The sequence below is a fragment of the Psychrobacter sp. P11F6 genome (assembly GCF_001435295.1).
In the GTDB taxonomy this organism is placed as follows: domain Bacteria; phylum Pseudomonadota; class Gammaproteobacteria; order Pseudomonadales; family Moraxellaceae; genus Psychrobacter.
In genome coordinates this window covers 3,411,227-3,437,422 of sequence record NZ_CM003594.1, presented here as the reverse complement: position 1 = coordinate 3,437,422, position 26,196 = coordinate 3,411,227, and the positions used below count along the sequence as shown (strand labels likewise).

The 26,196-nt window shown below is 42.2% G+C and carries 22 protein-coding genes and 1 tRNA gene; 14 read left to right on the top strand and 9 right to left on the bottom strand.

The genetic code is table 11. From position 1 onward, the window contains the following. Entirely contained in the window at positions 1-1,233 is a 1,233-nt protein-coding gene (locus tag AK822_RS14220; RefSeq protein ID WP_060492092.1) for an 8-amino-7-oxononanoate synthase, read from the bottom strand. A 307-nt stretch (positions 1,234-1,540) separates the two neighbouring features. On the opposite strand from AK822_RS14220, the gene AK822_RS14215 reads away from it, so the two are divergent. The 6 genes from AK822_RS14215 to AK822_RS14190 all read left to right on the top strand — a co-directional run bounded on the left by AK822_RS14215 (position 1,541) and on the right by AK822_RS14190 (position 6,612). Next, on the top strand, positions 1,541-2,086 hold the full coding sequence (locus AK822_RS14215; protein WP_060492091.1) for a porin family protein: 546 nt from the start codon (positions 1,541-1,543) through the stop codon (positions 2,084-2,086). 111 nt (positions 2,087-2,197) lie between these two features. Further along, the gene (locus AK822_RS14210; RefSeq protein WP_045447596.1) at positions 2,198-2,740 is read left to right on the top strand and encodes a porin family protein; all 543 of its coding nucleotides are present in this window, start codon (positions 2,198-2,200) and stop codon (positions 2,738-2,740) included. Positions 2,741-2,949: 209 nt separating this feature from the next. Then, on the top strand, positions 2,950-3,498 hold the full coding sequence (locus AK822_RS14205; RefSeq protein WP_060492090.1) for a porin family protein: 549 nt from the start codon (positions 2,950-2,952) through the stop codon (positions 3,496-3,498). Positions 3,499-3,682: 184 nt separating this feature from the next. After that, positions 3,683-4,180, top strand: coding sequence for an NfeD family protein (locus AK822_RS14200; protein WP_060492089.1), 498 nt, complete (start codon positions 3,683-3,685; stop codon positions 4,178-4,180). A 15-nt stretch (positions 4,181-4,195) separates the two neighbouring features. Beyond that, a complete protein-coding gene (locus AK822_RS14195; RefSeq protein ID WP_045447605.1) occupies positions 4,196-5,056 on the top strand; it encodes an SPFH domain-containing protein in 861 nt (286 codons plus the stop codon). Between the two features lie 164 nt (positions 5,057-5,220). Next, positions 5,221-6,612: an esterase-like activity of phytase family protein gene (locus tag AK822_RS14190; protein WP_060492088.1), complete on the top strand. Its 1,392-nt coding sequence runs from the start codon at positions 5,221-5,223 to the stop codon at positions 6,610-6,612. A 298-nt stretch (positions 6,613-6,910) separates the two neighbouring features. Here the strand turns inward: AK822_RS14190 and hemN are convergent, their stop codons facing one another. Then, positions 6,911-8,452 carry an oxygen-independent coproporphyrinogen III oxidase gene (gene hemN, locus AK822_RS14185; protein WP_060492087.1) on the bottom strand — a complete coding sequence of 514 codons (1,542 nt, stop codon included), beginning with the start codon at positions 8,450-8,452 and terminating at the stop codon, positions 6,911-6,913. A 597-nt stretch (positions 8,453-9,049) separates the two neighbouring features. Continuing rightward, positions 9,050-11,533: a penicillin acylase family protein gene (locus AK822_RS14180; protein WP_060492086.1), complete on the bottom strand. Its 2,484-nt coding sequence runs from the start codon at positions 11,531-11,533 to the stop codon at positions 9,050-9,052. Positions 11,534-11,887: 354 nt separating this feature from the next. Here AK822_RS14180 and AK822_RS14175 point away from each other — a divergent pair, with 354 nt between their 5' ends. Beyond that, positions 11,888-13,465: a YifB family Mg chelatase-like AAA ATPase gene (locus AK822_RS14175; protein WP_060492085.1), complete on the top strand. Its 1,578-nt coding sequence runs from the start codon at positions 11,888-11,890 to the stop codon at positions 13,463-13,465. Positions 13,466-13,510: 45 nt separating this feature from the next. On the opposite strand, the gene AK822_RS14170 is transcribed toward AK822_RS14175, so the two are convergent. Then, positions 13,511-14,212: a phosphoglycolate phosphatase gene (locus AK822_RS14170; protein WP_060492084.1), complete on the bottom strand. Its 702-nt coding sequence runs from the start codon at positions 14,210-14,212 to the stop codon at positions 13,511-13,513. Positions 14,213-14,377: 165 nt separating this feature from the next. After that, complete coding sequence (locus AK822_RS14165; protein WP_060492083.1) at positions 14,378-14,878, bottom strand: DUF4385 domain-containing protein; 501 nt, start codon at positions 14,876-14,878, stop codon at positions 14,378-14,380. 182 nt (positions 14,879-15,060) lie between these two features. On the opposite strand from AK822_RS14165, the gene AK822_RS14160 reads away from it, so the two are divergent. Continuing rightward, complete coding sequence (locus AK822_RS14160; RefSeq protein ID WP_060492082.1) at positions 15,061-15,429, top strand: hypothetical protein; 369 nt, start codon at positions 15,061-15,063, stop codon at positions 15,427-15,429. Between the two features lie 87 nt (positions 15,430-15,516). Here the strand turns inward: AK822_RS14160 and AK822_RS14155 are convergent. Together AK822_RS14155 and AK822_RS14150 are read right to left on the bottom strand one after the other, a co-directional pair. Continuing rightward, positions 15,517-15,592 (bottom strand) — tRNA-Phe (locus tag AK822_RS14155). Between the two features lie 112 nt (positions 15,593-15,704). Further along, a complete protein-coding gene (locus AK822_RS14150) occupies positions 15,705-16,127 on the bottom strand; it encodes a hypothetical protein (protein WP_060492081.1) in 423 nt (140 codons plus the stop codon). A 573-nt stretch (positions 16,128-16,700) separates the two neighbouring features. On the opposite strand from AK822_RS14150, the gene hisB reads away from it, so the two are divergent. The 3 genes from hisB (at position 16,701) to AK822_RS14135 (ending at position 18,586) form a co-directional block, all read left to right on the top strand. Continuing rightward, entirely contained in the window at positions 16,701-17,366 is a 666-nt protein-coding gene (hisB, locus tag AK822_RS14145) for an imidazoleglycerol-phosphate dehydratase HisB (protein WP_060492080.1), read from the top strand. Beyond that, positions 17,366-18,010: an imidazole glycerol phosphate synthase subunit HisH gene (gene hisH, locus AK822_RS14140; protein ID WP_060492079.1), complete on the top strand. Its 645-nt coding sequence runs from the start codon at positions 17,366-17,368 to the stop codon at positions 18,008-18,010. Before hisB ends, hisH begins: the two co-directional genes overlap by 1 nt. Before the next feature lie 183 nt (positions 18,011-18,193). Next, the gene (locus tag AK822_RS14135) at positions 18,194-18,586 is read left to right on the top strand and encodes a hypothetical protein (protein WP_060492078.1); all 393 of its coding nucleotides are present in this window, start codon (positions 18,194-18,196) and stop codon (positions 18,584-18,586) included. Between the two features lie 124 nt (positions 18,587-18,710). Here AK822_RS14135 and AK822_RS14130 read toward each other — a convergent pair whose 3' ends face one another. Beyond that, positions 18,711-20,045, bottom strand: coding sequence for a valine--pyruvate transaminase (locus AK822_RS14130; RefSeq protein WP_060492077.1), 1,335 nt, complete (start codon positions 20,043-20,045; stop codon positions 18,711-18,713). A gap of 351 nt (positions 20,046-20,396) precedes the next feature. Here AK822_RS14130 and AK822_RS14125 point away from each other — a divergent pair, with 351 nt between their 5' ends. Genes AK822_RS14125 through AK822_RS14115 form a run of 3 tightly spaced genes read left to right on the top strand, consistent with a single transcriptional unit; the run spans position 20,397 to position 23,531 of the window. Further along, the gene (locus AK822_RS14125; RefSeq protein WP_060492076.1) at positions 20,397-21,674 is read left to right on the top strand and encodes a DNA methyltransferase; all 1,278 of its coding nucleotides are present in this window, start codon (positions 20,397-20,399) and stop codon (positions 21,672-21,674) included. 8 nt (positions 21,675-21,682) lie between these two features. Then, the gene (locus AK822_RS14120) at positions 21,683-22,825 is read left to right on the top strand and encodes a DUF262 domain-containing protein (RefSeq protein ID WP_060492075.1); all 1,143 of its coding nucleotides are present in this window, start codon (positions 21,683-21,685) and stop codon (positions 22,823-22,825) included. Next, the gene (locus AK822_RS14115; protein ID WP_060492074.1) at positions 22,818-23,531 is read left to right on the top strand and encodes an MAE_28990/MAE_18760 family HEPN-like nuclease; all 714 of its coding nucleotides are present in this window, start codon (positions 22,818-22,820) and stop codon (positions 23,529-23,531) included. Before AK822_RS14120 ends, AK822_RS14115 begins: the two co-directional genes overlap by 8 nt. Before the next feature lie 13 nt (positions 23,532-23,544). Here AK822_RS14115 and AK822_RS14110 read toward each other — a convergent pair whose 3' ends face one another. After that, positions 23,545-26,190: an ABC transporter permease gene (locus AK822_RS14110; protein ID WP_060492073.1), complete on the bottom strand. Its 2,646-nt coding sequence runs from the start codon at positions 26,188-26,190 to the stop codon at positions 23,545-23,547. Positions 26,191-26,196: the final 6 nt, after the last annotated feature.

Here is a 26,196-nt window from a genome sequence, read left to right as displayed (position 1 = left end):
TTATAATTGTTGTATCAATTGTTCGCAGTCTTCATCTGTCAGCTTGGCATTCATCACCAAACGGATACGAGCGGTGTTTGCAGGCACAGTGGGTGGCCTGATAGGCAGGGTGTAAAAACCTGCTGCTTGCAATTGTTGTGCTTTGGCAAGCGTGCTAGCATTGTCGCCCAAGACGTAAGGCACAATCGGTGAGTCATATTGTGGATGCTGGATGTTCTGGGACACACGGTATCTTGGGTCGATGGCTTGACTAAGCTTGGTAGATAACCTCGCTAAATGCGCCCGTTGATTATTTAGCATTGGAATTTTTGCTAAAATAAATCGCGTCCATGCGTGATTGATAGGGGGTAATGCAGTACTAAAAATGAGTGGACGCATGCGGTTAATTAGCCATTGCTTGACGACATCATCGCACATGATATAAGCACCCACCGAGGCAAACGCTTTACCGAAAGTACCGACCAAATAGTCAATATCAGCCAATGTCTGCGTTTCTTCTGCTAGTCCCAAGCCTGTATCACCTAATACACCGATGGCATGAGCCTCATCGACATACAGTTCGATACGAGCATCGCTAGCTTTTAATTGTACCAGTTGACATAAATCCGCACGATCACCATCCATACTAAAGATGCTCTCAGTGACAATAATGATGCGCTCAATGTCTGGCGCTGCTTGCTCAATAAACGTCGCCAAATGTTCATAATCATTGTGACGATAACGACGATAGCTGACAAGTTTGCTTTGGCTCAACCGCAACCCATCGATAATGCTGGCATGTACCAGCTTGTCAGCTAAGATCAGTGTTTTGACTGGCAAGGCTGTCAGGGCTGGCAATATACCAAGATTGGCATGATAGCCGCTATTCAATACCAACACCGATTTTGAGGCAGAGATATCACGTTTGCCGACAGCGGTTTGATACCATTCCTGCAGCTCAGACTCTAGCGCTTGTAGCTGTGCATCATTTCCAGTGAGCAAGCGTGAGGACGTCGCACTCATTTTAGGTATTTGTGCGACTGATAACACTGTTAGTTGACTGAGAAATTCGTTTTGTAATTCGGTGTCGCCGCCTAAGCCCAGATAATCGTTACTGGCGATATTGAGTAAGGTTTTACCCTCGCTAATAACGTATCGCCCATGATGATGGAGATTGGGTAATTGACGATATTGTTGGGTGGCTTTGAGTGCTGTAAGCGCTTCTTGTAGGTGGCTAGTTATACGTCCAGTCATTATTTTTACCTTAAAATATTCGGTATCTCTTATTGTTTTATGCTTATTTCTGCTAGAAAGGCGATGAAATGAGTAGCGATTATTGCATAAACTCAGTGGTTGTAACAAAAGATTTCATATCTTTGCCTTTGTAACCCAAGCACTGATAAATACTTGCAAATCTTAACTCTCATACCATCAAACACTGACAGACGACTTGAAATAGTTTGTTACTATATACCCATCGTTAGCAAACAAGGCGATAGGGCTATAAAAGCCAATATAAATAGATAACTTGTTTGTCCAAATTGATTTTAAGGAGCTAATAATGAAAACGCTACAAAAAACGCTACTTGCACTAGCAGCTGGTTCTTTGTTAACTGTTGGCGCACAGGCCGCTACTTCTTATAGCAACGGTTACACTGGTCAGCCGTATGTCGGCGTAAAAGTCGGTCAGTTTGATCTAGATATCGACAATGCAGATGATCCAACTGCTTATGGTGTCTACGGTGGTTATAACTTCGATCAAAACTTCGGTGTCGAAGCAGAGTATGTAGGTTCAGATGATGCTGATTACAAAAATGGTGATCTTGATGCCAAAACTTATGGCGCATATGGTACGGCACGCTACCAGTTCCCAAATACTGGCTTATACGCTAAAGGTAAGCTAGGGGTTGCTAAAACTGAAGTAGAAGGTGATTACACCGTTGGTCCAGTTAAAGTTTCGAAATCTAGCAGCGACACAGGTCTTGCTGGTGGTGTAGGTCTTGGTTACTCAGTCAATCCTAACTTCGGTGTCGAAGCTGAATACTCAATGATGGACAGTGATGTCGATGCCAAACTACTTACTGTTGGCGCTCAGTTGAAGTTCTAAAGCCAAAACGATTTATCAGCTAAATGAGTGAGAGAAGATGGCAATAATAATTTTTTCTCATCCAGATACTTTACAGACAAATAATTAAAAATATAACCCTAGGGGAATACTATGAAAACTTTACAAAAAACGTTACTTGCATTAGCAGCTGGTTCTTTATTAAGCATGGGTGCACAAGCTGCCGTATCTTATGGCAACGGTTACACTGGTCAGCCATACGTTGGTGTAAAAGTCGGTCAGTTTGACCTAGATGTAAACGGTGCTGACAAGCCAACTGCTTATGGTGTCTATGGTGGTTACAACTTTGATCCTAACTTTGGTATCGAAGCAGAATATGTAGGTTCAGGCGATGCCGATTATTATAACGGTGATATCGATGCCAAGAGCTATGGCGCGTATGGTACTTATCGTTATCAGTTCCCAAATACTGCGCTATATGCCAAAGGTAAGCTAGGTGTTGCTAAGACTGAAATCGAAGGTAACTATATCGTTGAAGACTCTAATAGAAAAACCATTTCTAACGATGATACCAGCCTTGCAGGTGGTGTAGGCCTTGGTTATTCGGTTAACCCAAACTTCAGTGTTGAAGCTGAATATGACATGTTAGGTAGCGACGCAGATCTTATGACTGTTGGTGCTCAGCTAAAATTCTAAGTTTTTGATTAGCAGTATGATAACTAAAAAACGCACCCTATGAGGTGCGTTTTTTTGTACGATAAAAAGCACTGTAAGCGTCATTAAAAAAGAGTGCATTTGAAATAAGGTTCTGTTAATATCTCGAATTCGACAATAGTTCAGCTAACTTATATGCTCTGTTATTTTCATTCAGATGGTATTTTTAGTTTTATTTAACAGGAAGATATATGAATACTTTACAAAAAGCTTTGATCGCCCTATCAGTTGGCTCTTTATTGAGTGTCAGCGCGCAAGCGGCAGTTAACTATGCAGGTCAGCCGTATGTTGGCGTAAAAGCTGGTAAGTTCATGGTAGATGCTGATGATCTAGATGATCCTACTGCTTATGGTATTTATGCTGGTTATAACTTTGATCCTAACTTTGGTGCTGAAGTTGAATATGTAGGCTCTAGTGACACTGATATTGATACAGGTACCAGACTTCTTAAGGGTGAATATGACCTTAAAACTTATGGTGCTTACGGTACTTACCGTTATCAATTCCCTAATACTGGTTTATATGCCAAAGGCAAGTTAGGTTTTGCTAAAGCTGAGATTGATGCGTCTTTAAGTGACGTACTTGGAAACACTGTTAGTGAAAGCGATAGCGATAGTGGTGTTGCTGGTGGTATTGGTTTGGGTTATAACTTTAACCCTAGCATGAGCGTTGAAGCTGAATATGATTATGTCGCTGAAGATATTACTCTATTGACTTTAGGTGCTCACATTAAGTTTTAATAAGTTGATTAAAGAAAAAAGAAACGATCGCTTTGGCGGTCGTTTTTTTATGCTCTAAGTTTTAATATGTATTTCTTACATTTTTCGAAGTATACACATCATATATTGATGATTTTTAAGAAATTATTAACACCAAAAATGTGCTACATTAAAAGTTAGAATGATAAAGATAGGGAATGTAGTGATGATGGAGATGCTGTGGATGATTGAACCTTGGCACTGGTTAGTCTTAGGTTTTATATTGCTGATCATTGAGATGTTTGTGCCGACATTCGCCAGCCTTTGGTTTGGTGCCGCTGCCATCATCGTTGCCGCGCTTTCATGGCTATTGTCTATTTCTGTCTCTGTGCAAATTATTGTTTGGTTGGTGCTTTCTGCCATATTCTTGCTGGCATGGTTCAAGTTTATTAAACCCTTATCAGTAGATCGCACCAAAGCAGGCTTGGGTGGTAGTGTTATCGTTGGTGAAACTGGCATGATTATCGTCCAGCCGCAGCCAGATAGAGCGGGCACCGTCAGATTCAGTGTTCCTATTGTTGGGGCAGCCGAGTGGATGTGCCGCACTACGGGTGAGCCGGTGGCGGTCGGCGATCGAGTGGTGGTGACTGATATTGTCGGTAATGAGCTGATTGTGAGCAGTATGAAATCGCAGGCAGCGATTAATAAAGACATGCAATTATAATAATAAGGATGAATTATGGAAAGCTTCAGCATTGTCATGGTGGTTTTGGTTGCACTGGTTGTCTTTACGGTTTTCAAAGGCGTTCGAATCGTGCCGCAAGGCTATAAGTGGGTGGTGCAGCGATTGGGCAAATATAGCCAAACACTAGAGCCGGGTCTCAACCTTATTATTCCTTTCGTTGATGATGTCGCTTATAAAGTGACGACCAAAGACATTGTTCTTGATATTCCTTCACAAGAGGTCATTACGCGAGACAACGTTGTTATTATTGCCAACGCCGTGGCTTATATTAATATCGTGCGCCCAGATAAGGCTGTTTATGGCATTGAAGATTATGAATATGGTATTCGTAATTTGGTGCAGACGTCACTACGTTCAATTATCGGTGAGATGGATCTTGATAGTGCATTGTCTAGCCGTGATGAAATCAAAATGAAGCTAAAGCATGCGATATCAGAAGATATTGCGGACTGGGGTATCACCCTAAAGACAGTAGAAATTCAAGATATTAATCCATCGCAAACGATGCAAGCATCAATGGAAGAGCAGGCGGCGGCAGAGCGTCTGCGCCGTGCGACAGTGACTCGTGCTGATGGTCAAAAGCAAGCGGCTATCTTAGAGGCAGATGGACGTTTAGAGGCGTCACGTCGTGATGCCGAAGCACAAGTGGTATTGGCGAGAGGTTCTGAAGAGTCTATTCGCCTGATTACTAATGCAATGGGCGAGGAAGAGATGCCTATTGTCTACTTACTTGGTGAACAATATATTAAGGCGATTCGTGAGCTGGCAGAGTCTGACAATGCAAAAATGGTGGTATTACCTGCTGATATTTTAAGTACCATCAAAGGTATGGTGGGTGACAAGCTTAAGGTTTAATAAATAATGTGTAGCCATGTGTTATAGCATTAACTCTTAAAATGGTCAGTGAGCTTATTAGGCGCTGACTATTTTTTCGACTGTCAATTGTGCTGAACGCTACATCTAATAAATTACTCATATCGTTCGTTTAACAAGAATAAAATATATATCAGGGATAAAAAATGACGATACAAAATATTAATACAGAAATTATTCAAAAAAAAGCCTTTATCCAAGGCACGGCACTACCTTATACCGTGCTCAATGATACGCATATCAATGCTGCTTATCCTGAGAGGAAGCTTGAGATTAGAGGGGGTGGTTTTGGCTCAGATGCAGCGGCTCATCCAACCAATGCCAATCAATTTTATGTGCTCACCGATCGCGGTCCCAATGCGGATTTCGAAGGTAGTGCAGGCAAGGGTAAACAGTTTTTAGTACCTGACTATACACCGCGCATCGGATTGTTTGAGCTACAAGCAACCGGGCAAATTATTAAGATCAAAGAGATACTGCTAAAAGACGCAAATGGCAATCCTATCTCTGGGCTACCGAATCCACAAGCACTCGGCGGAACTAATGAAGTCCCTTACGATGTCGACGGCCAGCCAATGACCATGAATCCCAACCTACCTTTTGATGCAGTGACCAATCCTATCAAAAACGGTATCAATGGTTTAGATCCTGAAGGTCTTGCTGCGCTCACAGATGGCAGTTTTTGGATCAGTGATGAGTATGGTCCTCATTTGGTTCATTATAATGCGCATGGGGTGGAGATTGAGCGTATCAATGCCTTTGCGAGCGATGAGCGCAATAATGTAATGGCTAATGGTCAGCCGATTTTACTACCAGCAGAATTTACCAAACGTCGTGCAAATCGCGGTATGGAAGCACTAACGATTACTCCAGATCAGAGCACACTGGTGGGTATTATGGAGTCTTCTATGGATAATCCTGATCAGTCAGGTCGTGTCTCTAGTTTGACGCGCATCGTCACTATCCATCTATACTCTGGTCAAATAGCACAGTATTTGTATCGTCTCGATCATGCTCACCATGTGACTTCGGGTATCGTTGCGATTAACAATCACGAGTTTTATTTGATTGAACATGATCGCAAGTTTCCGCTACAAGACAAGTCTGCGCAAAAGCTCATTTATAAAATTGACCTCTCGCAAGCGACTGATATTGAGAATATTTTAAATACAGATAATATCAAGCAAGATCATGTATTAGGTTTAACGATCAATGGACAAACACTTGAGCAGCTTATTGCAGCAGATGAAGAAAATTGGCAATTGCTGAAGGAATTGGGAATCAAACCAGTCAAGAAAACCTTGGTCGTCGACGTTCTCGCGACTGTAGAGTATCCGCATGATAAGTTAGAAGGTTTGTGGTTGCGTCAAGATGGCTCATTGGGTCTACTAAATGACGATGACTTTGCGATGACGGATTCAATGATTGTCAACGCTAAAAGCACAATCGAGCAAAAATATTTGGACAGTGAAAAAACAATAGAAGATGCAAATAGGCTATATATGGTGATGCCTTCTGAATGTGGTGATGCCTTCTGAATGTGGTGATGTCTACTGAGTAGGCTAGGGCATATCCTCAATTCAATTGATCATATCTAAACAGGCTAGAAATGGCTAAATTTTGCCAAACATCGTTAAATAGCTGGTTAATATCCCGATATTATCTGCGCTATTTTCCTCGTTTGACTGCAATTTATCTCATTTTTATCACCATTTTTGAAATGAGGACACGCCATAGAGGTATTTTTCGTCAATCATCAGCTTTATTAAACACCATAAAAAAAGACCTCAAGTGAGGTCTTTTTTATGACTGCTTTTAATTTATGGAACAACTCAATCAAATAACTTTTGAGAAACGATTCTTATGTTTTTTCTCAAGATATTCATCAAATACCATGGCGACGTTACGACCTAATAAGCGACCTTTTGGTAGTACGCGAATACCAGCCGCGTCCATATCGATGAGCTTGTCTTCTTGCATGGCGCCAAGTTGTTGAATCTCATTGATAAAGTAAGTGATGGCATCGATACCAAATTTTTGATTGACGTCTTTAAAATCGATATAGTCGTGACAGAGTAGATTCATAATCACATATTCACGCAAGCGATCTTTGATGGATGTTTTGATAACTTTTACCGCAGGCATGGCAGCCGAGTTACTTTGTGCAGCATCGATGCTCGCTTGATAAACTGATAAATCTGTATCATTTTGCAAAATATAGCGGGTATTGGCATTGGCAATTTGACTGATAGAGGAGACGCCGAAGCCCAATAAATCACAATCGCCCATGATGGTATAACCTTGAAAGTTACGATGCAGTTTGCCCTCACGCTGCGCCACGGCTAATTCATCATCAGGCTTGGCGAAGTGATCAATACCGATATATTGATAGCCAGCTTCGGTCAGGGTATTGATGGTATTGCCAAGCATCGTAAGCTTGGCCGCTGGATCTGGCAAATCGGCTTCTTTAATCTGGCGCTGGGCCTTAAAACGTTCTGGCAAGTGTGCATAATTAAATACTGACAAGCGATCCGGCGACATCTCGATGATACGGCGTACCGTTTTATCCAAGGTTGCGGGTGTTTGATGCGGCAAACCATAAATTAGGTCGATATTGATAGAGTGAAAACCTAAGTCACGCGCCTTATTTAACACATTTTCAATGAGCTCTGCTGAATGTACACGATTGACGGCGATTTGGACCGTTTCATCGAGGTCTTGTACGCCTAAACTGACACGGTTAAAGCCAAGGTTGCGCAATACTTTCAATGTCTCGCCACTCAGCTCACGTGGGTCAATTTCAATAGAGTAATCGCCTTTGTCTTCAGGTAAGAACTCAAACTGGGTCTGTAAAAACTCCCACAGTTGAACCATTTCTTCATCACGCAAAAATGTTGGCGTACCCCCACCCAAATGCAGCTGTTTAACGAGGGGTTTGCTACTACCTTCTGGGACAGATAGCAGGCGGCGTTTGTGCTTAATCTCAGCGATTAAATACTGTAAATAATCGCCTGAGTCGCTATTTTTCTTGGTGATAATTTTATTGCAAGCGCAGTAATAGCAGAGGTGACGACAAAAAGGAATATGAAAATATAAAGACAGTGGTGCACGAGCTTCACGGTTCTGAAGGATCTTTGCCTCAAGACCATCGGAGATGGGTGAGAACTCTAAAGCGGTCGGATAGGAGGTATAACGTGGACCTGAACGATTGTATTTATTAATAATAGCTTCATCAAAGGCAGGTAGCTGCTTACTCATCATACTGCCACGCGTACTGGCATAAGGACTTTCTGATTGCATAACAGGGCGTGTCGTGGTCGGTTGCTCTCCTGCACGATTGTAAGGTTGCTGAGTATTTGATTCTGAATGTTCTGTCATGCGGTACTCCTCGTTTTGACCTTGAGTATTACTGTTCTTACATCTCTAACGACCAAATATTTAAAAGCCAGTAGGTGTTTGATAGATGGTTAATAACCATAATAAGTCTGTTATCAATAATAATTTTCACAGCGCTATATGCTGCTAAATTTATAGCCATCAATAAGCACTAGTATAACAAATCCTTGTTTGTAGTGGGGTGGTCGGCGAGTTTTCTTATATACAAACTGTCTATGATAAGTCCATTTGGTTTTGGCAATTATACTCATACCCCTCTTGCGGTTAGCTGGCTAAGTACTAGTATCATGATGCATCGACGATATTCAAACAGGCTGCTTCCATAAAGTAAAAAGACCTCAGCATATATCTGAGGTCTTTTTATCACTAATTTAAGCTATCACTAATTTAAGCTATCACTAATTTAAGCTATCACTAATTTAAGCTATCACTAATTTAAGCTATCACTAATTTAAGCTATCACTAATTTAAGCTATCACTAATTTAAGCTATCACTAATTTAAGTTATCACTAATTTAAGTTATCACTAATTTAAGTTATCATTAATTTAAGTTATCATTAATTTAAGTTACGTCAAACTTATTCTTTTAGCTGGATTTTATTGCCAACGGCTTGCTTGCTAACGTCATTAGCATTGAAGGGTAAGCGAATCCATTCTTTAGCTGAGTAGCGACCACTCTGGTCACGATGGAACGGTCGAGTAGTATCAGAAGCTTGCGAGTAACCTAATAAGGCTTCTGCTACAGGGCCAGCGCTATCAAAGGTAACGCTTTGCATATATGTCGGACCAAAATTAATGAGGTAGTTTGCACCATCATTAGCGCTTGTGCCTCTCGTTTCTGCAACATTGAATACACCTTCACGACCAAAGCCACCATGCATAGCAATACGCTCATCGTTTTTACTAGCATCAACGATATACTGCAAGTCAGATAAAGGCGCATCAAGAGCGATGTTTTTATCTTGGAAGAACTTAATGGAATCTCCTAAAGCAGTACGTGTATCCGCACTAATAATTAAACCACGAGGCGTATTGACTGGGTCTTTTGCATCAAATTTAACACTGAATATCGTATCCGTCGTTTCATTAAAGTCCACATTACGCCAAAACTCTCTAAAGACATGAGCGCCTTTACTATCTAAATTATTACGACGATCCCAATTACTCAAGATATTACAAGCATTGGTTGCATCAATAGTAGAGCCACCCGTCAAAGGCATGCTAGCATTCGCTCGACAATCTGCTAGTACGTCGTCGAGTACCAACTCAGCGACATAACTGCGGTTACCATAGACGACTTCTTGCATATTGTTTAAATTGAAGTTAGTACCGCCCAAGTTATCTTTATTACTGAATCGATCTTGTATTTGAACCAGTCCCATACGTGAGCGCATAAGCAATGGAACACCATCTGCTGGACTAGCACCTAAGAAGGGGGCTAAACGACGACGTAGGAGTGGTGAAAATCCAGTCAGTGGTTGCTCTAAATTGCTTAACCAATAGCTATCATTTGAGTTAGCAACATAATCATCGCGGATCAAGAAAGGTAAGTTTGAGCGCCCAAAAATACCTGCTTGCGGTGAGTCTGTATCAACTCCCCATTCACAGGCAGCGGTACTACCATTCAGTGCTGGCAAGTCAGAGGCAATTAACGCACCAAGGAAGGGACCAGATGCAGCACTACTACAAGCTTCAAGCTTAGCTTTGGTCACATTTGGTACAGTTGAGATGTCAGCATAGAGTGCCTTACCATTACGGTCGGTAGCAATAGTATTAACAAACCCAAGACCAAGGACGCTTTGCATTCTATCGACTAAGTCCTCAACGCTCGTAGCCTTATTCATACTACGCCACTGATTGAGTGCTCTTGGGTTTTCAGAGGCGGCGTCACGGATAGTATAAGCTAGATTATTAGCGCCCCATGCTGGTAATTGACCATTGAGTAAATTGACCGCTAACATAGGTCCATATTGTGAGACATAAATATTGTGAACCTGCGTCTGATTATTTGGTAGCTGAATAGTGACAGGAACGGTTTCGATATCACGCTGCTCAGTCACACCAGAGCTATTAGTATAATTGTATTTGAGAGGATCTCCATCAACTAGGCTAAGCTGATAAAGCGTAAAACGTTTGGCAGTGGATACGGTATGGCTCCAAGCCACGTCTTTATTAAAACCGATGTTAGGGAAAGGCTGACCTTGTTGAGCCGCGCCCATCACATCCAGCTCACCTGGCATCGTTAAGTGAAATTGATAGAAGCGTTGGACGCCATCCCATGGCTCATGCGGATTGCCATACATGACCCCGCTACTAGTACCGGTCACCTCCTTACCAAAGGCATAGGCATTACTACCGCCACTCATCGCATTAATCGTATCCATATTGAATGCAGGTGCTGACTCTACGACAGGGTTTGCGACTGGAACACTACGCATTCTTGAGCTACCCTGAACGCCAGAAATAGAGGGCGGTGCCGCTGCTACAATGGGACCGACGAAATTAGATAAGCCACCACGTAGATTGGCTTTACCGTAGACCGTCAATAAATCATCGAGCGTAATCTCTCGTACCCATTCAGCATTGGCACAAGCAGGATCGATATTAGCCACGCCTTTGTCACGTAAATAACGGCTATAGCCTGCAGCATAACCTGTCACAGCATCAATGACTTCAGGGTCTTGAGCTGCTAAAAATTCAGCTTTTCGCTTGTCAGTGTTGTACCACGTATAAAAAGCATCGCTAGCCAAATTACCGTCAGCGCCTAGATACAGCATACTCTGACCGCTAGCGACTACAACTTCACGCGCTAGTGAGCAGAAATTATCTTCTGCGAATGCATAACCGACGCCATAACCAAGGCCTTTGTAATCCTTTGCGGTGATGTGCGGTATACCGAACTCAGTGCGCTGAATATCGGCTTCATAATTAGTGGAAGGGGGTATGACATCATCGTCATTGAAACTATTGTCGCTGTCTGAGCAGCCGAATAGTCCTAAAGAGACTGCTACTGTCAGTAGCGTGAGTGTGGGCACACGCCGATTATGCATCTTTATGCTCATAAGCTTATCCGTCCATGGTAGTAGGTATTATATAAATCTGCAGCAAAAAGCCGCCAGTAAACTTTATATGATCAATAAAATCCTTTTATTGCCAATACTCTTGCTAATCTTTAATGCTTTGTAGCACGATTAAAATTATCCAATACGTTAATAACATGGTTAACAGGCGTGAGAATTTTTGGATAATCTTTGGAGCAGCATAGCCGAATAAGACTGAGCGAAAGAGCATCCGTTTATCATATAACAACTGTTGATAACTATGCTAGTAAATAAAATGAGACAAGAAAACACGACATTTGCGCACTGATACATAATGCTCTATTATCAATTATTCCCTATATTAGGAAAATGCTGATGTCGTTTGCCCAAGTCTATACTCGTTCAGTCGTCGGACTGCATGCGCCCAAGGTCATTATTGAAGTGCATCTGTCACAAGGGTTGCCAGCATTGACCATCGTCGGTTTGCCGGAGGCGGCGGTACGTGAGAGTAAAGACCGTGTACGCTCTGCGATTCTGAACTCTGGCTTTCAATTTCCTAATCGTCGTCTTACTATCAATTTAGCCCCCGCTGATTTGCCTAAAGATGGTGCACGTCTTGATTTACCGATTGCCATCGGAATCTTGGCAGCCAGTGATCAATTGGATCCAGAAGTATTATCAGGGTTTGAGTTTATCGGGGAGTTAGCGCTCAATGGGAATTTACGGCAAGTGACAGGCAGCTTAGCGGTGGCACGAGCGATCAAAGCTGAGGCGCTGGCGTCCAAAGTATTGCAGGTGGCAAATATCACTGAACAGGAGCTGAGCGAACCGCAGCCAAAACCACAAACACCGCAGCTTATCGTACCGATTGATAATGGTGCTGAGGCTAGCCGTGTGGATGGCGTGACGATACTAGCCGCGCAAAGCTTAAAGACAGTTTGTGACCACTTACAGTCGTTAGCGAATCCAAGCGCAGCCTATGAATCTTTGGACGTTGTACAACCCAGTCCAGCACAGCAGCATGTTGGCTATCAAGTGGATTTGGCCGATGTCAAAGGACAGCATCATGCACGGCGCGCGCTAGAGATTGCCGCTGCTGGTGGTCATTCGCTGTTATTTACAGGGCCACCCGGCTCAGGCAAGACGTTAATGGCGTCACGGCTACCGACCATATTGCCGGATTTGAGTGCTGAGGATGCGTTAGAAGTTGCCAGTACTTATTCAGTGGCAGACAGCGATTACGATTATGGGACAAGACCATTTAGGCAAGTTCATCACACTATATCAGCCGTGGCTTTGGTGGGTGGTGGCTCACGACCTAAACCGGGTGAAATTACCCTTGCCAATAAGGGCGTATTATTCCTTGACGAATTGCCAGAGTTTGATCGGAGTGTGCTTGAGGTATTGCGTCAGCCATTAGAAGCCAAGCAAATCACCATTAGCCGTGCCAACTCGCAGATGACTTTTCCAGCAAATTTCCAATTGGTCGCTGCCATGAATCCATGTCCATGCGGCTATGATGGCGATACCTCAGGGCGTTGTCGCTGCCGACCTGAACAGATTAAACGTTACCAAGACAAACTATCAGGTCCACTGCTTGATCGCATTGATTTGCATATCACTGTACCTGCGCTGCCAATTGCCGACTTGCAAAATGCTCAAGCTGGCGAAACCTCCGAACAAGTGCGCGTTCGAGTCATTGCCGCACATAAACGTCAGATGCAGCGGCAACAAAAGGTCAATAATGAGCTTAGCCCTAGCGAGATTGATAAATATATCCAACTCGGAGAGGGTGAACAGCAACTATTACAGCTCGCTCAGCAGCGTCTGAATTTATCGGCACGCGGTTATCATCGAGTATTGCGAGTGGCGCGTACCATTGCTGATTTGGCTGACAGTATCGATATTACAAGCGCTCATGTGTCTGAGGCGCTCAGTTATCGGAGCAAATAATGATTTCAAAGAATGGCTTAAATGAATCATTCTAATGTTCAAACTTTAGCTGTCTATCTTATAATTTTTGAAAATATATTCTACTAATGCCGCAAAATCATCAAAGGCTTCGGTCGGGTTTAGCTCACGGATATCTTGTCCGTAGTTGTAGCCATAAGACAGCCCGAAAGTATCCATATTGGCGTTTTGTCCGGCTAAGATATCGTTTCTAGAATCGCCAATCATCACAGCTTTTTCTGGAGTGACGTTCAACGCTTTACAGACATGCAATAGCGGTGCTGGATCAGGCTTTTTAGTTGAGAGACTATCACCGCCTAATACTTCACTGAATAAGTCCTGCCAGCCAAAGGATTGCAATATTTTCGGTACAAAACGAATCGGCTTATTGGTCACTAGCGCCAGCGTAAATCCTGCCGCTTTTAGCTTTTTTAGTCCGCTATCGACATCTGGGTAAGCAACGGTTTTGCTACCACTGAGGTTTTTGTAAGCCTCAAAAAACAGGTGCTCTGCGTGATTGGCTTCCTCGCCCGTCAACTCGCCTTCTAACACGTCTACCTTACCTACTAGTGCGCGCTCTACCAGCAATCTTGAGCCGTTGCCTATCCAGTTTCGTATGGTCTCGATAGGGTAAGTCTCTTTGCCCAGAGTGGTTAACATCGCATTAGTCGCATCAGCCAAATCTGGCACACTATCAATGAGCGTGCCATCAAAATCAAAAATCAAAAGTTGCTTAATATCTACAGTCATTATTATTTACCCATGCTAGCAATTTGATACTTTTTTGGAGTATTAGCTCCAAGCCCTCATTACCTTAGCACAGCAAATCATGAATTCAATTATTTAACAGTCTGTCATTATAAATGTTTCTATCTTTTCAGGCTGGGGGTAATATTTTATTGATATATTTTATGCTTATTCAACCTCTTTATAACGTTCGCGATGCTCAGCTTTCATTCTTAAATAATCTTCGTTCTCACGACACTCGTCCCATTTTTGTTTAAATATGCGCGCTGACTCTGCTTTGACTGGGTCTTCGATTTGTCGTGGCAACTCTTCGCGACCATGTGCGCCGCTTTGACCTTTTTTATCATCGGGCACTGGCCCTTTATATTTTTTGCCGCCTTTGTGATTGGCGTAACGACGGGCGCGGGTATAGCCCATTTGAATAAATTTGCGCGCCATATCTGCACCGACAAAGTCATCGGCCGCCAGATAATCTAAAAACATCTGATAAATTGTCTCGCTGCTCTCAAGCGCAATATCAGGGGTAGCAAAGCGCCAGTGTGGCAGGATTTCAGACTTATACGGCTCTACCAATAATACGCCTTGCTCGCCGCGACCGACCCGATACAGCTCAGGCTGCGCGCGCAAATCTAGGTTTTTATAATCCAAATCGTAATCGAACGCTCTCATCGATTTTCCCTATTAGTATTCGTCATCTGTCAAATTTATCATTATCAATACTATCGAGTATACTGAGCGCCGCTGTCTAAAAAACAGCACAAAAATGTTATGCAACCGTGACAGTAAGCGTTTAGCATGAGAAGCATGGCGAATAGAGTTAATCATTGAGCAGGTCTGAGTAGGTTAAAGTTATGACAGTTAATAAAAACATCATCAATAGCATCAGTCTAGCTGGCTCGACTTTTACGATGTCGTTAAAAAGTATATGTATGATTTCGGTGCTGCTGCTCATCAGCGTATTAAGCACCAATGTTGCCCATAGCGCATGGTTTGAGCGATTGATTCCGCAAGGAGAAACTTACACGGTACGTGAGATAGATCGTGATTTAGCGTTCGTGATTGATGGTTTCATTTATGATGCGCGCACGTCTTGCTTTTTAGCAGTGGGCGACAGAGTGATATTTTTTGAAGGACGCCATGGTATCGATTACCGCGCGACGGTTTATGACTTAGACTCGCGTGAACGTTGCGAGGTGTTATTAAGAAGACGTTTGTCATAAGCTATTAGACTTATTTCAGAACGGGATATAAGCATAAAAAAAGCCCCGAATATTGCTATTCGGGGCTTTTTAGAATTCTTAAACGAATGGTGGCTCGAGGCAGGTTCGAACTGCCGACACACGGATTTTCAATCCGTTGCTCTACCGACTGAGCTATCGAGCCGTCTTCGTTGAGGCGCTATTAAACTAAATATAGACGTCGCTGTCAAGTGGTTTTTGCATAATAGAAGATAAATAATCAAATATTGGCAAAATTAACTGTTTTTTCTCTAGATTTAGTCTTTAACACGCAGTAAATCATACTCGCTCATAATATGATGAATATCCGCATCGACAGGGACAAACTCACGGACGCCTTTTTTTACCTCGGCATCATAAACCAGTTTAATAAACTTAGCATCGATCGCGCGACCGCGATTTTGTGGATGTACCGTTAAATATTGCAGGCGCTTAGCATCGGTCTGACCATCATCAAAACAAGCAACCGCAGCGATAGGCTTGTCATTGAACATACCGACATATAGATATTGCCCACGCTTAAACCCTTGCTCAACGATATTGAGCACCTCGAGACCATCAGGCTGCGCGTCATCACTATCGTACAATGCCTGCAAGCGCTCTGCTAGCTCATTGTCGCGCGCAGGTTTTTTGATAAGTGGGGCATCCAAGCTATTGATGGCGATCGCTTCTAAAGGCATGGCAGTTCCTATAAACAGAGGGTTTCTATCGTATAAAGTAGCAGTATGACACAGCACAAAGTTATAACACGGCAAAAGTCATAGAAAGTAGGCTGTAGAATATGATATCTAAAAGTCAGTGCAAATCATGATTAATAATACTGAACACACTATTTTAGCAGAATGAGGTAATTTTGTGCGTGGTTTACCGCTTGGTCGTGGCAGTAAATGTTAGGGTTTGCTATGATGAGGCTAGATGATATTTAGTACGTACCAACCCTAGGGCGTGTCCTCAATTCAATCGATAGTTATCTAAATGTGTTAAAAATGGCTAAATCTTGCCAAACGGCGTCAAATAGCTGACTAATATCTCGATATTATCTGCGCTATTTTCCTTGTTTGACTACAATTTATCTCATTTTTATCGCCATTTTTAAAATGAGGACACGCCCTAATACCTTGATATCTTTTGTATATATCATTTTCTAATACATTTTTTGCTAGCGCTGATCCAGACACTAGTAAATTATTTAAACATGTTTTGCCTTATTTATTGACCGCTTTTCACTGATAAAAAACTGATAGAGAGTAGCCATGACAGCCAATGCAATGACGACTGCTGATACACCTGAGCAAAATACACCAAAAAACCTAAATTTACATGGTCGCCCTGAGCGTATCGCGACTGTCGAACGTAATACAGCTGAGACGCAAATCACTTGTACCGTAAACCTTGATGGCACAGGTAAAGGCACGGTGGATACTGGCGTGCCGTTTTTGGATCATATGATTGATCAAATCAAACGTCACGGTTTGTTTGACTTAGAGATTAAATGCAACGGTGATACTTTTATCGATGACCATCATAGCGTTGAAGACACTGGTATTACCCTTGGACAAGCATTTAACAAGGCATTGGGTGACAAAAAAGGCATTCGTCGTTATGGGCACTTTTATGCGCCGCTCGATGAAGCGTTGACTCGTGCTGTCGTCGATCTATCAGGACGTCCGGGTTTACACATGGACATTCCCTTTACCCGTTCGCATGTGGGTAATTTCGATGTTGACCTGTTTAGTGAATTCTTTTATGGTTTTGTGAACCACTCTTGGATGACGGTGCATTTAGACAATTTAAAAGGTAAAAACAGCCATCATCAAATTGAATCTACCTTTAAAGCGTTTGCTCGTGCGTTACGTATGGCTTGTGAGTATGATGAGCGTGCACTCAATACTCTGCCATCGACTAAAGAGGCGTTTTAATGGCTAAAGTAACCAAAGTAGCGCTACTAGATTATGGTATGGGTAATTTACACTCTGCCAGTAAAGCTTTGTCAGTGGTAGGGGCAGACGTTTCTATCACTAACGACCCAAAAGTCGTCGCTGCGGCAGACAAGATTGTCTTCCCCGGTGTCGGTGCGATGCGTGACTGTATCGCTGGCATGCATGAAGCAGGGATTGATGACGTCATACGCCATGCGGTGTTTAATAAGCCTGTTATGGCTATTTGTGTGGGCATGCAGGCATTGTTTGAGCAGTCCGCTGAAAATGGTGGTACAGACTGTTTGGGTATCTTAAACGGCACTGTAGAAGCGTTTGACCCTACGTGGAAAGACAAGCAGGGCGCTACCATCAAAGTGCCACACATGGGCTGGAACACCATTAGCGGTATGGATTTTGACCATCCGCTGTGGCAGGGTATTGAGGACAACGCGCATTTTTACTTTGTGCATAGTTACTACTGCGAGCCTACTGATAGCGCACAAGTGGCGGCGATATGTGACTATGGTCAACCGTTTTGTGCCAGTGTCATCCAAGATAATTTATTTGCGACTCAGTTCCACCCAGAAAAAAGTCATACTGCTGGCTTGCAGTTGTTGAAAAATTTCGTAGATTGGAATGTGTAAATAGACGATAAATGTGAATTGAATATTTAATTTAGTAGAAGGTGGATTATCAATTGTATAATCTGCCTTTTTTATGCTCAGCCATCACTTTGTAGCTGCCACTCTTTAGCTATTATAGTTTAGCCATCATGATTTAGTGATACTCTCAGTCGTTTTCTACTTGCTTATATTTGGAATACTCTAGTGGATTTTACCGCTTTTAAAATCAATATTATTGAAGTATCTGGACTTGCCAAAGATGCCTTACATATCTATGTCGGCGTCGGCATCTATCTTTTGTGTCTGCTTGTGCTGCGTCCTATCATTAAAAAGCAAAGCATCAGATCATTCATGGCTTTAGTCGTCGTGACGGGCATTGCTTTATTGGGCGAGTATTTAGATAATCGAAATACGATTGAAGCATCAGGCATGGCTGGCTTAAGCCACGAACAGCTGGTCGCAAGCCTCCGCGATTTGATCAATACGTGCCTGCTGCCTTACGTGCTCTATGCGCTGAATAAGTGGACGACACTCTTTCAGGCGACCATCAATAAGCCTAAATCATTGACCAAGCGCCATAAAAAAACGGACTATTAATCAGTCCGTTTTTTTGTTTTGCTATTCGAGTTTATGATGGTGCTATTCACAAAAATTAGAGTAGCAAGAAAAACTCGTGTAAGTACTAGGTATGGTAGGCTAAACGAGTTTGACTCCGCTAATCTTATTTTTTGGCTTCATCATAAAGCTCACGTACGACTTCACCAATCGCTTTAATACCATCCTTCAGCGTCTGCTCATCAGCGGCGATACTCATACGAATACACTCATGTGCATGCTGATAATCGCTGACATCGACACCGGGGAAGAAATACTGACTTGGTACAATGAGCGTGCCTTTTTCTTTTAAAATCTCGTACAGCTCAACCGTGGTAATCGGCAAATCTTTAAACCATAACCATAAGAATATCGCGCCTTCAGGCTTATGAATCATCAACGGATAATCGCCCAATGCTTCTTTTAACAGCTTCACGGCAAGGGTCGCCTGCTTTTGATAAAACGGCTTAATCTCATTATCAGCTAACTGCTTGATACGGTCATCTTTTACCAATGGCGTGGCAATCGCTGCACCAAAGCGTGTCGGTGCTAAATTCACCACCGCATTCATCGCGCTGACTGCTTCGATCACTTCAGCATCGGCCACGATAATACCCGTACGCATACCAGGCAGGCCAATTTTAGACAGGCTAAAGCACAGAATCGTATTGTTATCCCACGTCAAATGCGCGTCTGAATAGATGATATTCGGGAAGGGCATACCGTAGGCATTATCGATGATAAGCGGTATGTCATAACGTTTGGCAATCTCGGCCAAATGCGCCATTTCTTCATCAGTCAGCACGTTGCCAGTCGGGTTGGTCGGGCGTGAGCAGCAAATCGCGCCGATACGACCTTCCTTTAGCGCTGGCAAGTTCTCTAACGCGTCAAAATCCACACGATATTTAAAGAAGCCTTCCTCACCATCATGAGTCACTTCATCGATATGTGGCAATACCGCTGCGAAATGCTGACCTTCGACATGCACGTCGCTATAGCCGATATACTCAGGGGTCAATGGCAGTAGAATGGATTTGTCGATAGATTCGTTCTTCTCATCAAGCTTATTATCACTGAATGCACCGCCAAACAGATTAAACAAGTAGAAAAACGCATTCTGTGAGCCATTGGTCAGGGCGATATTTTCTGAGGTGAGGTTCCAGTCATAATGACGGTTAAAGAAGCCAACCAGTGCATCGATAAAGGCAGCATCCCCTTGCGGATTAGAGTAATTCGCCATGCTAATAATCGCGCTACTATTGGCTTCTCCTGCATCATTGTCATTGCCAAGCGCTTTGTACGTCTCCAAAAACAACTCATTGACGGCATCAATTTTGGCAGGGTTACCACCGCCCAGCATGTTGACTGGCTGATCGCTTTTTAGCGCATCGCCCAAATCGTCCATCAATTGTGAGATGCCAGTGGGTTGGGTAAATTTTTGACCGAACTTTGAGAATTTCATAAGGCTACCATGCTGTTTTGGAGGGTTTTATAAGGTGTTATTTTTTTGATAAAAGTTAGGCTAGTATAGCAAATGAGGAGTGTGTTTAGTGGGCAAAGAGTGGGTTTGATAATGGTTTATATGGTGATAAATATTTGAAATTTTGCTAAGAGTAAATTTTGGCGTAGGGTGGCGCTAGACTTGTCAAATTCTCGTAGAGAATGAAGGCGAGGCGTAACCCACCGAATAAGTTAAGCTCTACTATCGTATTTAATAATCTATAATACAATTTGATGGGTTTACGCTATCGCTAACCCACTCTACGCTTGCTATACTGGAGCACATACATTTTCTTACACTATGAATAAAATAATGCTCAGCCTCCCATCTCCTAAGTTGAATAAAAAAGAGCAAACTAATGGTACAGCGCTGTACCCTTATTACGCTGGCTTTTCATATGATTTCGTTGACGTTTCAATCCAAATGTTTAAAAAAGATAATATGCTAATTTTGGATCCATGGACAGGTACAGGTTTAACTAATAGAGTGGCTCAAGGATTGGGCATCTCGTCTATAGGTTTAGACATAAACCCAGCAATGGCAACTGTTGCTAAAGCTAATTTGATAATTGGTAACTATTCACTATCTATAAAACCAATCTGTTCAGAAATTATTAGCAAAGTTAAGAGGAAAAGAGTAGCTGATTTTTACAGCGAGACTGATCCTTTACTCCAGTGGTTTGATGATGAAAGCGTAAAAAACCTACGTATATTGGACTATTCAATATATAAACTCTTAGTTGATGAAAAACTGAGAGAAGAACTTACTATCGACATCACTAAACTTTCAGATATAGCTAGTTTCTTTTATATAGTACTTTTCAAAATTACAAAATCTTTGATAAAGCAGACTTATCCAACATCAAACCCTTCATGGATCAAAACCCCAAAAAGTAGTGATAAAAAAATAAATCTCAAGAAAAGCGATCTATTAGATTTATTTAGTGATGTAGTTGGAAGGCAAGTTCTTTTAGTGAGCCAATATAAAGACATACAACATAATCCTACGACTGAAGTTAGAGTGTGCGACTCTCAAAATATTTCAATAGACTCTAGTAAGGTAGATTTAATAGTTACATCTCCTCCTTATTGTACTAGGATAGACTATGCTGTTCTTACTAAGCCTGAGTTGGCTGTTTTAGGTTTTGAAAGCACGTACTTTAAGAAGCTTAGAAAAGAAATGATAGGAACTACAGCTATTGATGACTCAAGCCATGATATGAGTTTTGGCTGGGGCGAGTCCTGCCATCATTTTTTAAAGCAAATGTCAGAGCATGCTTCTGTTGCTTCTAAATCTTACTATTTAAAAAACCATATTCAGTATTTTGCTAGTATGGAAAAATCAATTAAAGAAATAAATAGAGTGTTGAAAGCTGATGGTGATGCGATACTTGTAGTTCAGGACTCTTACTATAAAGACCTTCATAATGACTTACCTTTGTTTATTGCAGAAATGGCGACTAATATAGGTTTGAAATTAGAAGAGAGAGTTGATTTTAAAGCTCGTTCGCTTTCCAATATTAATAGTAAGTCACTAAACTATAGAAGTATAAAGCCTATATACGAATCGGTATTGCATTTTAAGAAATAAGGAAAGTTATGAGCAATGATTTAGTAAAAATAATTGAATCTAATCTTAGAGGTATCCATACCTCACAGTATGATTTGTCATTTAATGAACTTGCAGATATGTATGAAAGTGGTGAACTAACAATTAACCCAGATTTTCAACGTTTATTTAGATGGTCTAATGCAAAACAATCACGCTTCATAGAGTCTCTCATACTTGAAATGCCCATACCTCCTATATATGTTACTGAGACCGCTGAAAAGCAGTACGATCTAATTGATGGTCTTCAGCGTATATCTAGTTATTTACACTTTCGCGGAACATTACGAAATGCTGAGCATCTTGATATTGGATTTGGTGATAAATTAGAACTCACAGATTGCGATATAATAAGTGAATTGGACGGAATAACATTCGATGATCTACCTAGTTCTTTACAAATAAGAGTTAAACGTAGCTTTATAAGAATGCAGATTATAAAAAAAGATAGCGATCCAATGTTTCGTTACCATATGTTTAAAAGATTAAATACAGGAGGAGAAATTTTAGAAGAGCAGGAAGTTAGAAATTGCACAATTAGAATTTTAGATACGGCTTTTCCAGATTTTCTAAAAAAATTATCTAGCGAACAATCTTTTAAAAGTGTAACAGATAATGTGTCGGATTTAAAATCAAGAAATGCTTATACAGAAGAACTAATTTTAAAGTTTTTTGCATTTAAAAATAATAGCGACAACTATGTAAAGAATATAGGTGATTTTTTAGACGATTACATGGAAAGTGTGGCCTTACCTAAAGAAGAGGAAAATCATGTCACTTTCAATTATAACGAAGAAGAAATAGTATTTAGAAAAGTTTTTAAGATTTTAAGTTTATCTATGGGAGAGCAAGCATTCTCTTCGAATAATAAAGCTCAAGATGGTTTGCAAAATAACTTTAGAAGTTATCATTATGAGGTTTTTCCTCAGGCTCTCATTCCATTAATTGATGTGATTGATACTGATAATAATGAGCATATCAGGCTTGTTAGAGAAGTAATAACAGAAATAAAGCTAGACCCAGATTTTATTTCAATGACTACTGGCGGCGGTAAAAACACTAAAAATGCATTAGACCAGCGTATTGCATTTGCTAGTAATAAATTATCTAACATAGAGTTTAAAAATGATTAATTTAAACGAAGTGTTAACTGAAATAGAAGAGGATTTAGCTTGGCGAGAGGACGAGTTAAGACATTTCGAAAACCGTATCTCGTCAGATGCAAATATAGATATACAAGAGAAAACAATTGAAACTAAACCCCTAGTTTTATTTCTTTACGCACATTTTGAAGGACATGCTAAATTAATGTTTACTGTTTATGTAAATGCATTAAATAGCTGTAATCTTAGCTGTAAAAGTGTATCGTTCCCTTTGATCGCAAGTAGTTTGCATTCGGAATTTGGTGCATTAAAAAACCTTGATAAGAAAAATCCTTTTTTCCCAAAGGAATATGAACCTATGTTCAAAGAATTAGGACGTAGGGTAGAGTTTTTTGAAAATCTAGAACAAATTTTAACTACCTCTTTGAAGTTGAATGTTGATAATATAGTTGATACTGAGTCTAATCTGAAACCAGATGTACTCAAAAAAATATTTTTCAGATTAGGGTTTGATACAGAAAATATTGACGATAGAGATTTTGCCAAAATTAATAGGTTACTTCAATTAAGAAATAATTTCGCTCATGGAAGCCATTTCGAAGGTATATCATATAATGAGTATCAAGAGATAAAGACTATTATTTGGAAAGTACTTAGAGAGATCAAGAATTTAGTTATAGATTACACAAGTAACAATAAATTTCACCGCCAACATAATCTCTCTTTAACTGCGTAGCTTTAGCCTCACCCTAAACCATCGCCCTAACTCTCGCCATAATCCCGCGCCCAATCACCAGTCTCACATAAATAATGGCAATGGCAAATAGCAAGACGACTAACGCCGCGCCGCCAATTGCCAAGCTCGTCCACGGCACACTAAACTGTAGATTAAACCACTGAGTAACAGCCAGCCAAGCACCACCAGTGGCGATAATCACGGCAAAGGTCGCTGCGCTAATACCAAGTACACCTAGCTCTAAGATATTGAGCATATACAAGTCACGCTTTTGCATCCCCAGTAATCGGAAGGACGCACTCTCTTTCATACGATCTTGCGAAGTAGACAGTAGCGAGCTGATCAGCACCATGACGCCAGTGAGCAGGGCAAGCAAGGTGAACACATAGACCAAGCGGCTCATTTGTACCACTAGCTCTTGGATTTGCTTCGCAATAGCAGTGCCATCGATCGTGGTGACAGCAGGGAACTCGCGTACCAGTTTGCCTTGCAGCTCTGGAATGGCATTCTCTGATACGTGGGCGGTAGCAAACTGAATCTGCGGTGCAGCCGATAGCACAGACGGCTCAAATAAGAAATAGAAATACGGGCTTGGGCCACGCTCATAGCGCGTGCGAATACTGGTAATTTGCCCGACGATTTCGATCCCTTGAATGTTAAAGCGAATCTGATCGCCCATACCGACATTGAGCATACTGGCGGCAGTGTCTAAGATGGATAAGGGTTTGATTTGTTCATCTGTCGCATCGATAGGGGTGTATAGCGCGTCATCCATGAGTGATTCAGTGATATATTCGGTCTCCATGACCGTATCTGCGTAGCTTAAGTTAAATACCCGCGTAGGGTCATCAAACCCATCCTCAGGCTCGATATCTTTTGCCGGTACATCATTGGCCGTCTCCACACGGGCACGAATGACCGGATAGTAGGTGACAGGTGCTTCAATGATCGCATCAATATTGTCATGTTGATCGCTCTGCACATCGAGCAAAAACAGATTAGGCGCATCTTCAGGATAAGCATTGATAAACTGCGCATTGATACTGTGATTGAGCGTGGTGATAAGCGTCAGCACTGCGACCGATAGCGATAAGGTGACAAAGAACAATGCGGATTGATTGCCTTTACGTGCAAGGTTATGAATGGCAATACGTTGCATCCAACTGACCTTGGTGTTACTCGCCAATTTGGCAAGTAGCCATAGCCACCCACGAGCCAGTAGCCAAAATATAGCCACGAAGCCGATCAAGCCGCCCAATAACTGTGCGCCTAATGACAGTGAGCCAACTTCATAAGCAAAGAAGGCATACAACCCTGCCAGCACCAAGCCATACCACAGTAGCGGCACGCGTCGATACCAAGGCAGGTTTTGTGTCTGGGTGCTCGCCCCTTGATTGAGTAGGGTAGCGGGTTTAGTCGTGTTAAGCGCGCTCAAACCACGCTGCGCAATCAGCAACGTCAGGGCTAAGGCAATCATAATGGTTTTGATGGCACTGATTGGATTGATGGCTAAGCCGACATCGGCAGGCAAGATAGCAACCAAATATGGCTGACCGATTTTAAGCAAACCTAGACTCAGTATAATCGCGGCGACACAAGCAATAGCAGTGGTGACGATGAGCAGCTGATAGTAGCTGCGCTTGAGTGACCCAAGCGGCTCGCCTAACGCCAAGTGAATGGCATTATTAGACTGCTGCTTGGTGACAAACGCGCTAATGACACCGTACATGGCAACCGCAGAGAGTAGCAACACCGCGATGACCAGTAATTTTAAAAACATCAGTACATTGTCAGAAATACGCGAGACCGAAGTATCTGCTGATTCGGCATCAGAGAGCTCGATATCAGGGTAATTGGTCAGGATATCTGTAAGCTGTTCACGCTGCGTGGTTATCAGCTCTGGGTCGCCTGCCATCTCAATACGATAGTTTATGCGGCTACGTTGACCCAATAGATTGGTTGACGGGAGTGAGTCTTGATGCATTAAGACACGCCCACCAAACCCAAATGTGGTCAGCGGGCGATCAGGTTCTTTGGTCAGTACATCACTTATTGTGAACTGCGCATCGCCAATGGTGATACGGTCACCGACATTGGCCTGTAGACTACTGAGCACTTCTGGCGCGACGATGACACTGTCAGAGGTTAGCTGCTCCCACAGCGGCTGTCCTGAGGCAAGCTCCGCTGTACCGTACAAGGGATAAGACGGCGAGACCGCTTTAATGCTGGCAAGCAAAGTTTGTTCATCATTGACCAGCATGGCGCTAAACTGATAGTCATACACGGTCTGCGTATCGGGGATGGTTTCTACCTGCGTCAATACTTCACTTGGCCAGTCTTGCTTGCTGTTTAAAATCAAATCCCCACCAACGAGCGCGCGCTGATTGTCATTGATATAGCGATCGACAGACTGCTGCACAGAATCGAGGGTTAGGTAGGTTGCAAGTGACAAGGTCAACGTCAGTAGAAACAATACCGGATACACCCAGCGTTGCCACCAGCTACGGCTTAGTGCTTGAGAGCCAAGTGTTTGAAAACCTAGGATACGGGTAAATAATTGATTGAGGATACCGCTAGGATAGCTGGACTCTTGACGCATACGGGTATCAGTCTTTTTTGTATCAGCTGGTGGTTTATTGTCTGTGGGCTTACGATTCATTAAGAT

Coding starts and splice junctions, on each gene's coding strand:
- AK822_RS14210 (WP_045447596.1), top strand. CDS start 2,198: ATGAAAACTTTACAAAAAACGTTACTTGCATTAGCAGCTGGTTCTTTA.
- hisB (WP_060492080.1), top strand. CDS start 16,701: ATGACAGCCAATGCAATGACGACTGCTGATACACCTGAGCAAAATACA.
- AK822_RS14125 (WP_060492076.1), top strand. CDS start 20,397: ATGCTCAGCCTCCCATCTCCTAAGTTGAATAAAAAAGAGCAAACTAAT.
- AK822_RS14175 (WP_060492085.1), top strand. CDS start 11,888: ATGTCGTTTGCCCAAGTCTATACTCGTTCAGTCGTCGGACTGCATGCG.
- AK822_RS14115 (WP_060492074.1), top strand. CDS start 22,818: ATGATTAATTTAAACGAAGTGTTAACTGAAATAGAAGAGGATTTAGCT.
- AK822_RS14170 (WP_060492084.1), bottom strand. CDS start 14,212: ATGACTGTAGATATTAAGCAACTTTTGATTTTTGATTTTGATGGCACG.
- AK822_RS14160 (WP_060492082.1), top strand. CDS start 15,061: ATGACAGTTAATAAAAACATCATCAATAGCATCAGTCTAGCTGGCTCG.
- AK822_RS14190 (WP_060492088.1), top strand. CDS start 5,221: ATGACGATACAAAATATTAATACAGAAATTATTCAAAAAAAAGCCTTT.
- AK822_RS14195 (WP_045447605.1), top strand. CDS start 4,196: ATGGAAAGCTTCAGCATTGTCATGGTGGTTTTGGTTGCACTGGTTGTC.
- AK822_RS14120 (WP_060492075.1), top strand. CDS start 21,683: ATGAGCAATGATTTAGTAAAAATAATTGAATCTAATCTTAGAGGTATC.
- AK822_RS14215 (WP_060492091.1), top strand. CDS start 1,541: ATGAAAACGCTACAAAAAACGCTACTTGCACTAGCAGCTGGTTCTTTG.
- AK822_RS14110 (WP_060492073.1), bottom strand. CDS start 26,190: ATGAATCGTAAGCCCACAGACAATAAACCACCAGCTGATACAAAAAAG.
- AK822_RS14220 (WP_060492092.1), bottom strand. CDS start 1,233: ATGACTGGACGTATAACTAGCCACCTACAAGAAGCGCTTACAGCACTC.
- AK822_RS14180 (WP_060492086.1), bottom strand. CDS start 11,533: ATGAGCATAAAGATGCATAATCGGCGTGTGCCCACACTCACGCTACTG.
- AK822_RS14205 (WP_060492090.1), top strand. CDS start 2,950: ATGAATACTTTACAAAAAGCTTTGATCGCCCTATCAGTTGGCTCTTTA.
- hisH (WP_060492079.1), top strand. CDS start 17,366: ATGGCTAAAGTAACCAAAGTAGCGCTACTAGATTATGGTATGGGTAAT.
- hemN (WP_060492087.1), bottom strand. CDS start 8,452: ATGACAGAACATTCAGAATCAAATACTCAGCAACCTTACAATCGTGCA.
- AK822_RS14165 (WP_060492083.1), bottom strand. CDS start 14,878: ATGAGAGCGTTCGATTACGATTTGGATTATAAAAACCTAGATTTGCGC.
- AK822_RS14150 (WP_060492081.1), bottom strand. CDS start 16,127: ATGCCTTTAGAAGCGATCGCCATCAATAGCTTGGATGCCCCACTTATC.
- AK822_RS14200 (WP_060492089.1), top strand. CDS start 3,683: ATGATGGAGATGCTGTGGATGATTGAACCTTGGCACTGGTTAGTCTTA.
- AK822_RS14130 (WP_060492077.1), bottom strand. CDS start 20,045: ATGAAATTCTCAAAGTTCGGTCAAAAATTTACCCAACCCACTGGCATC.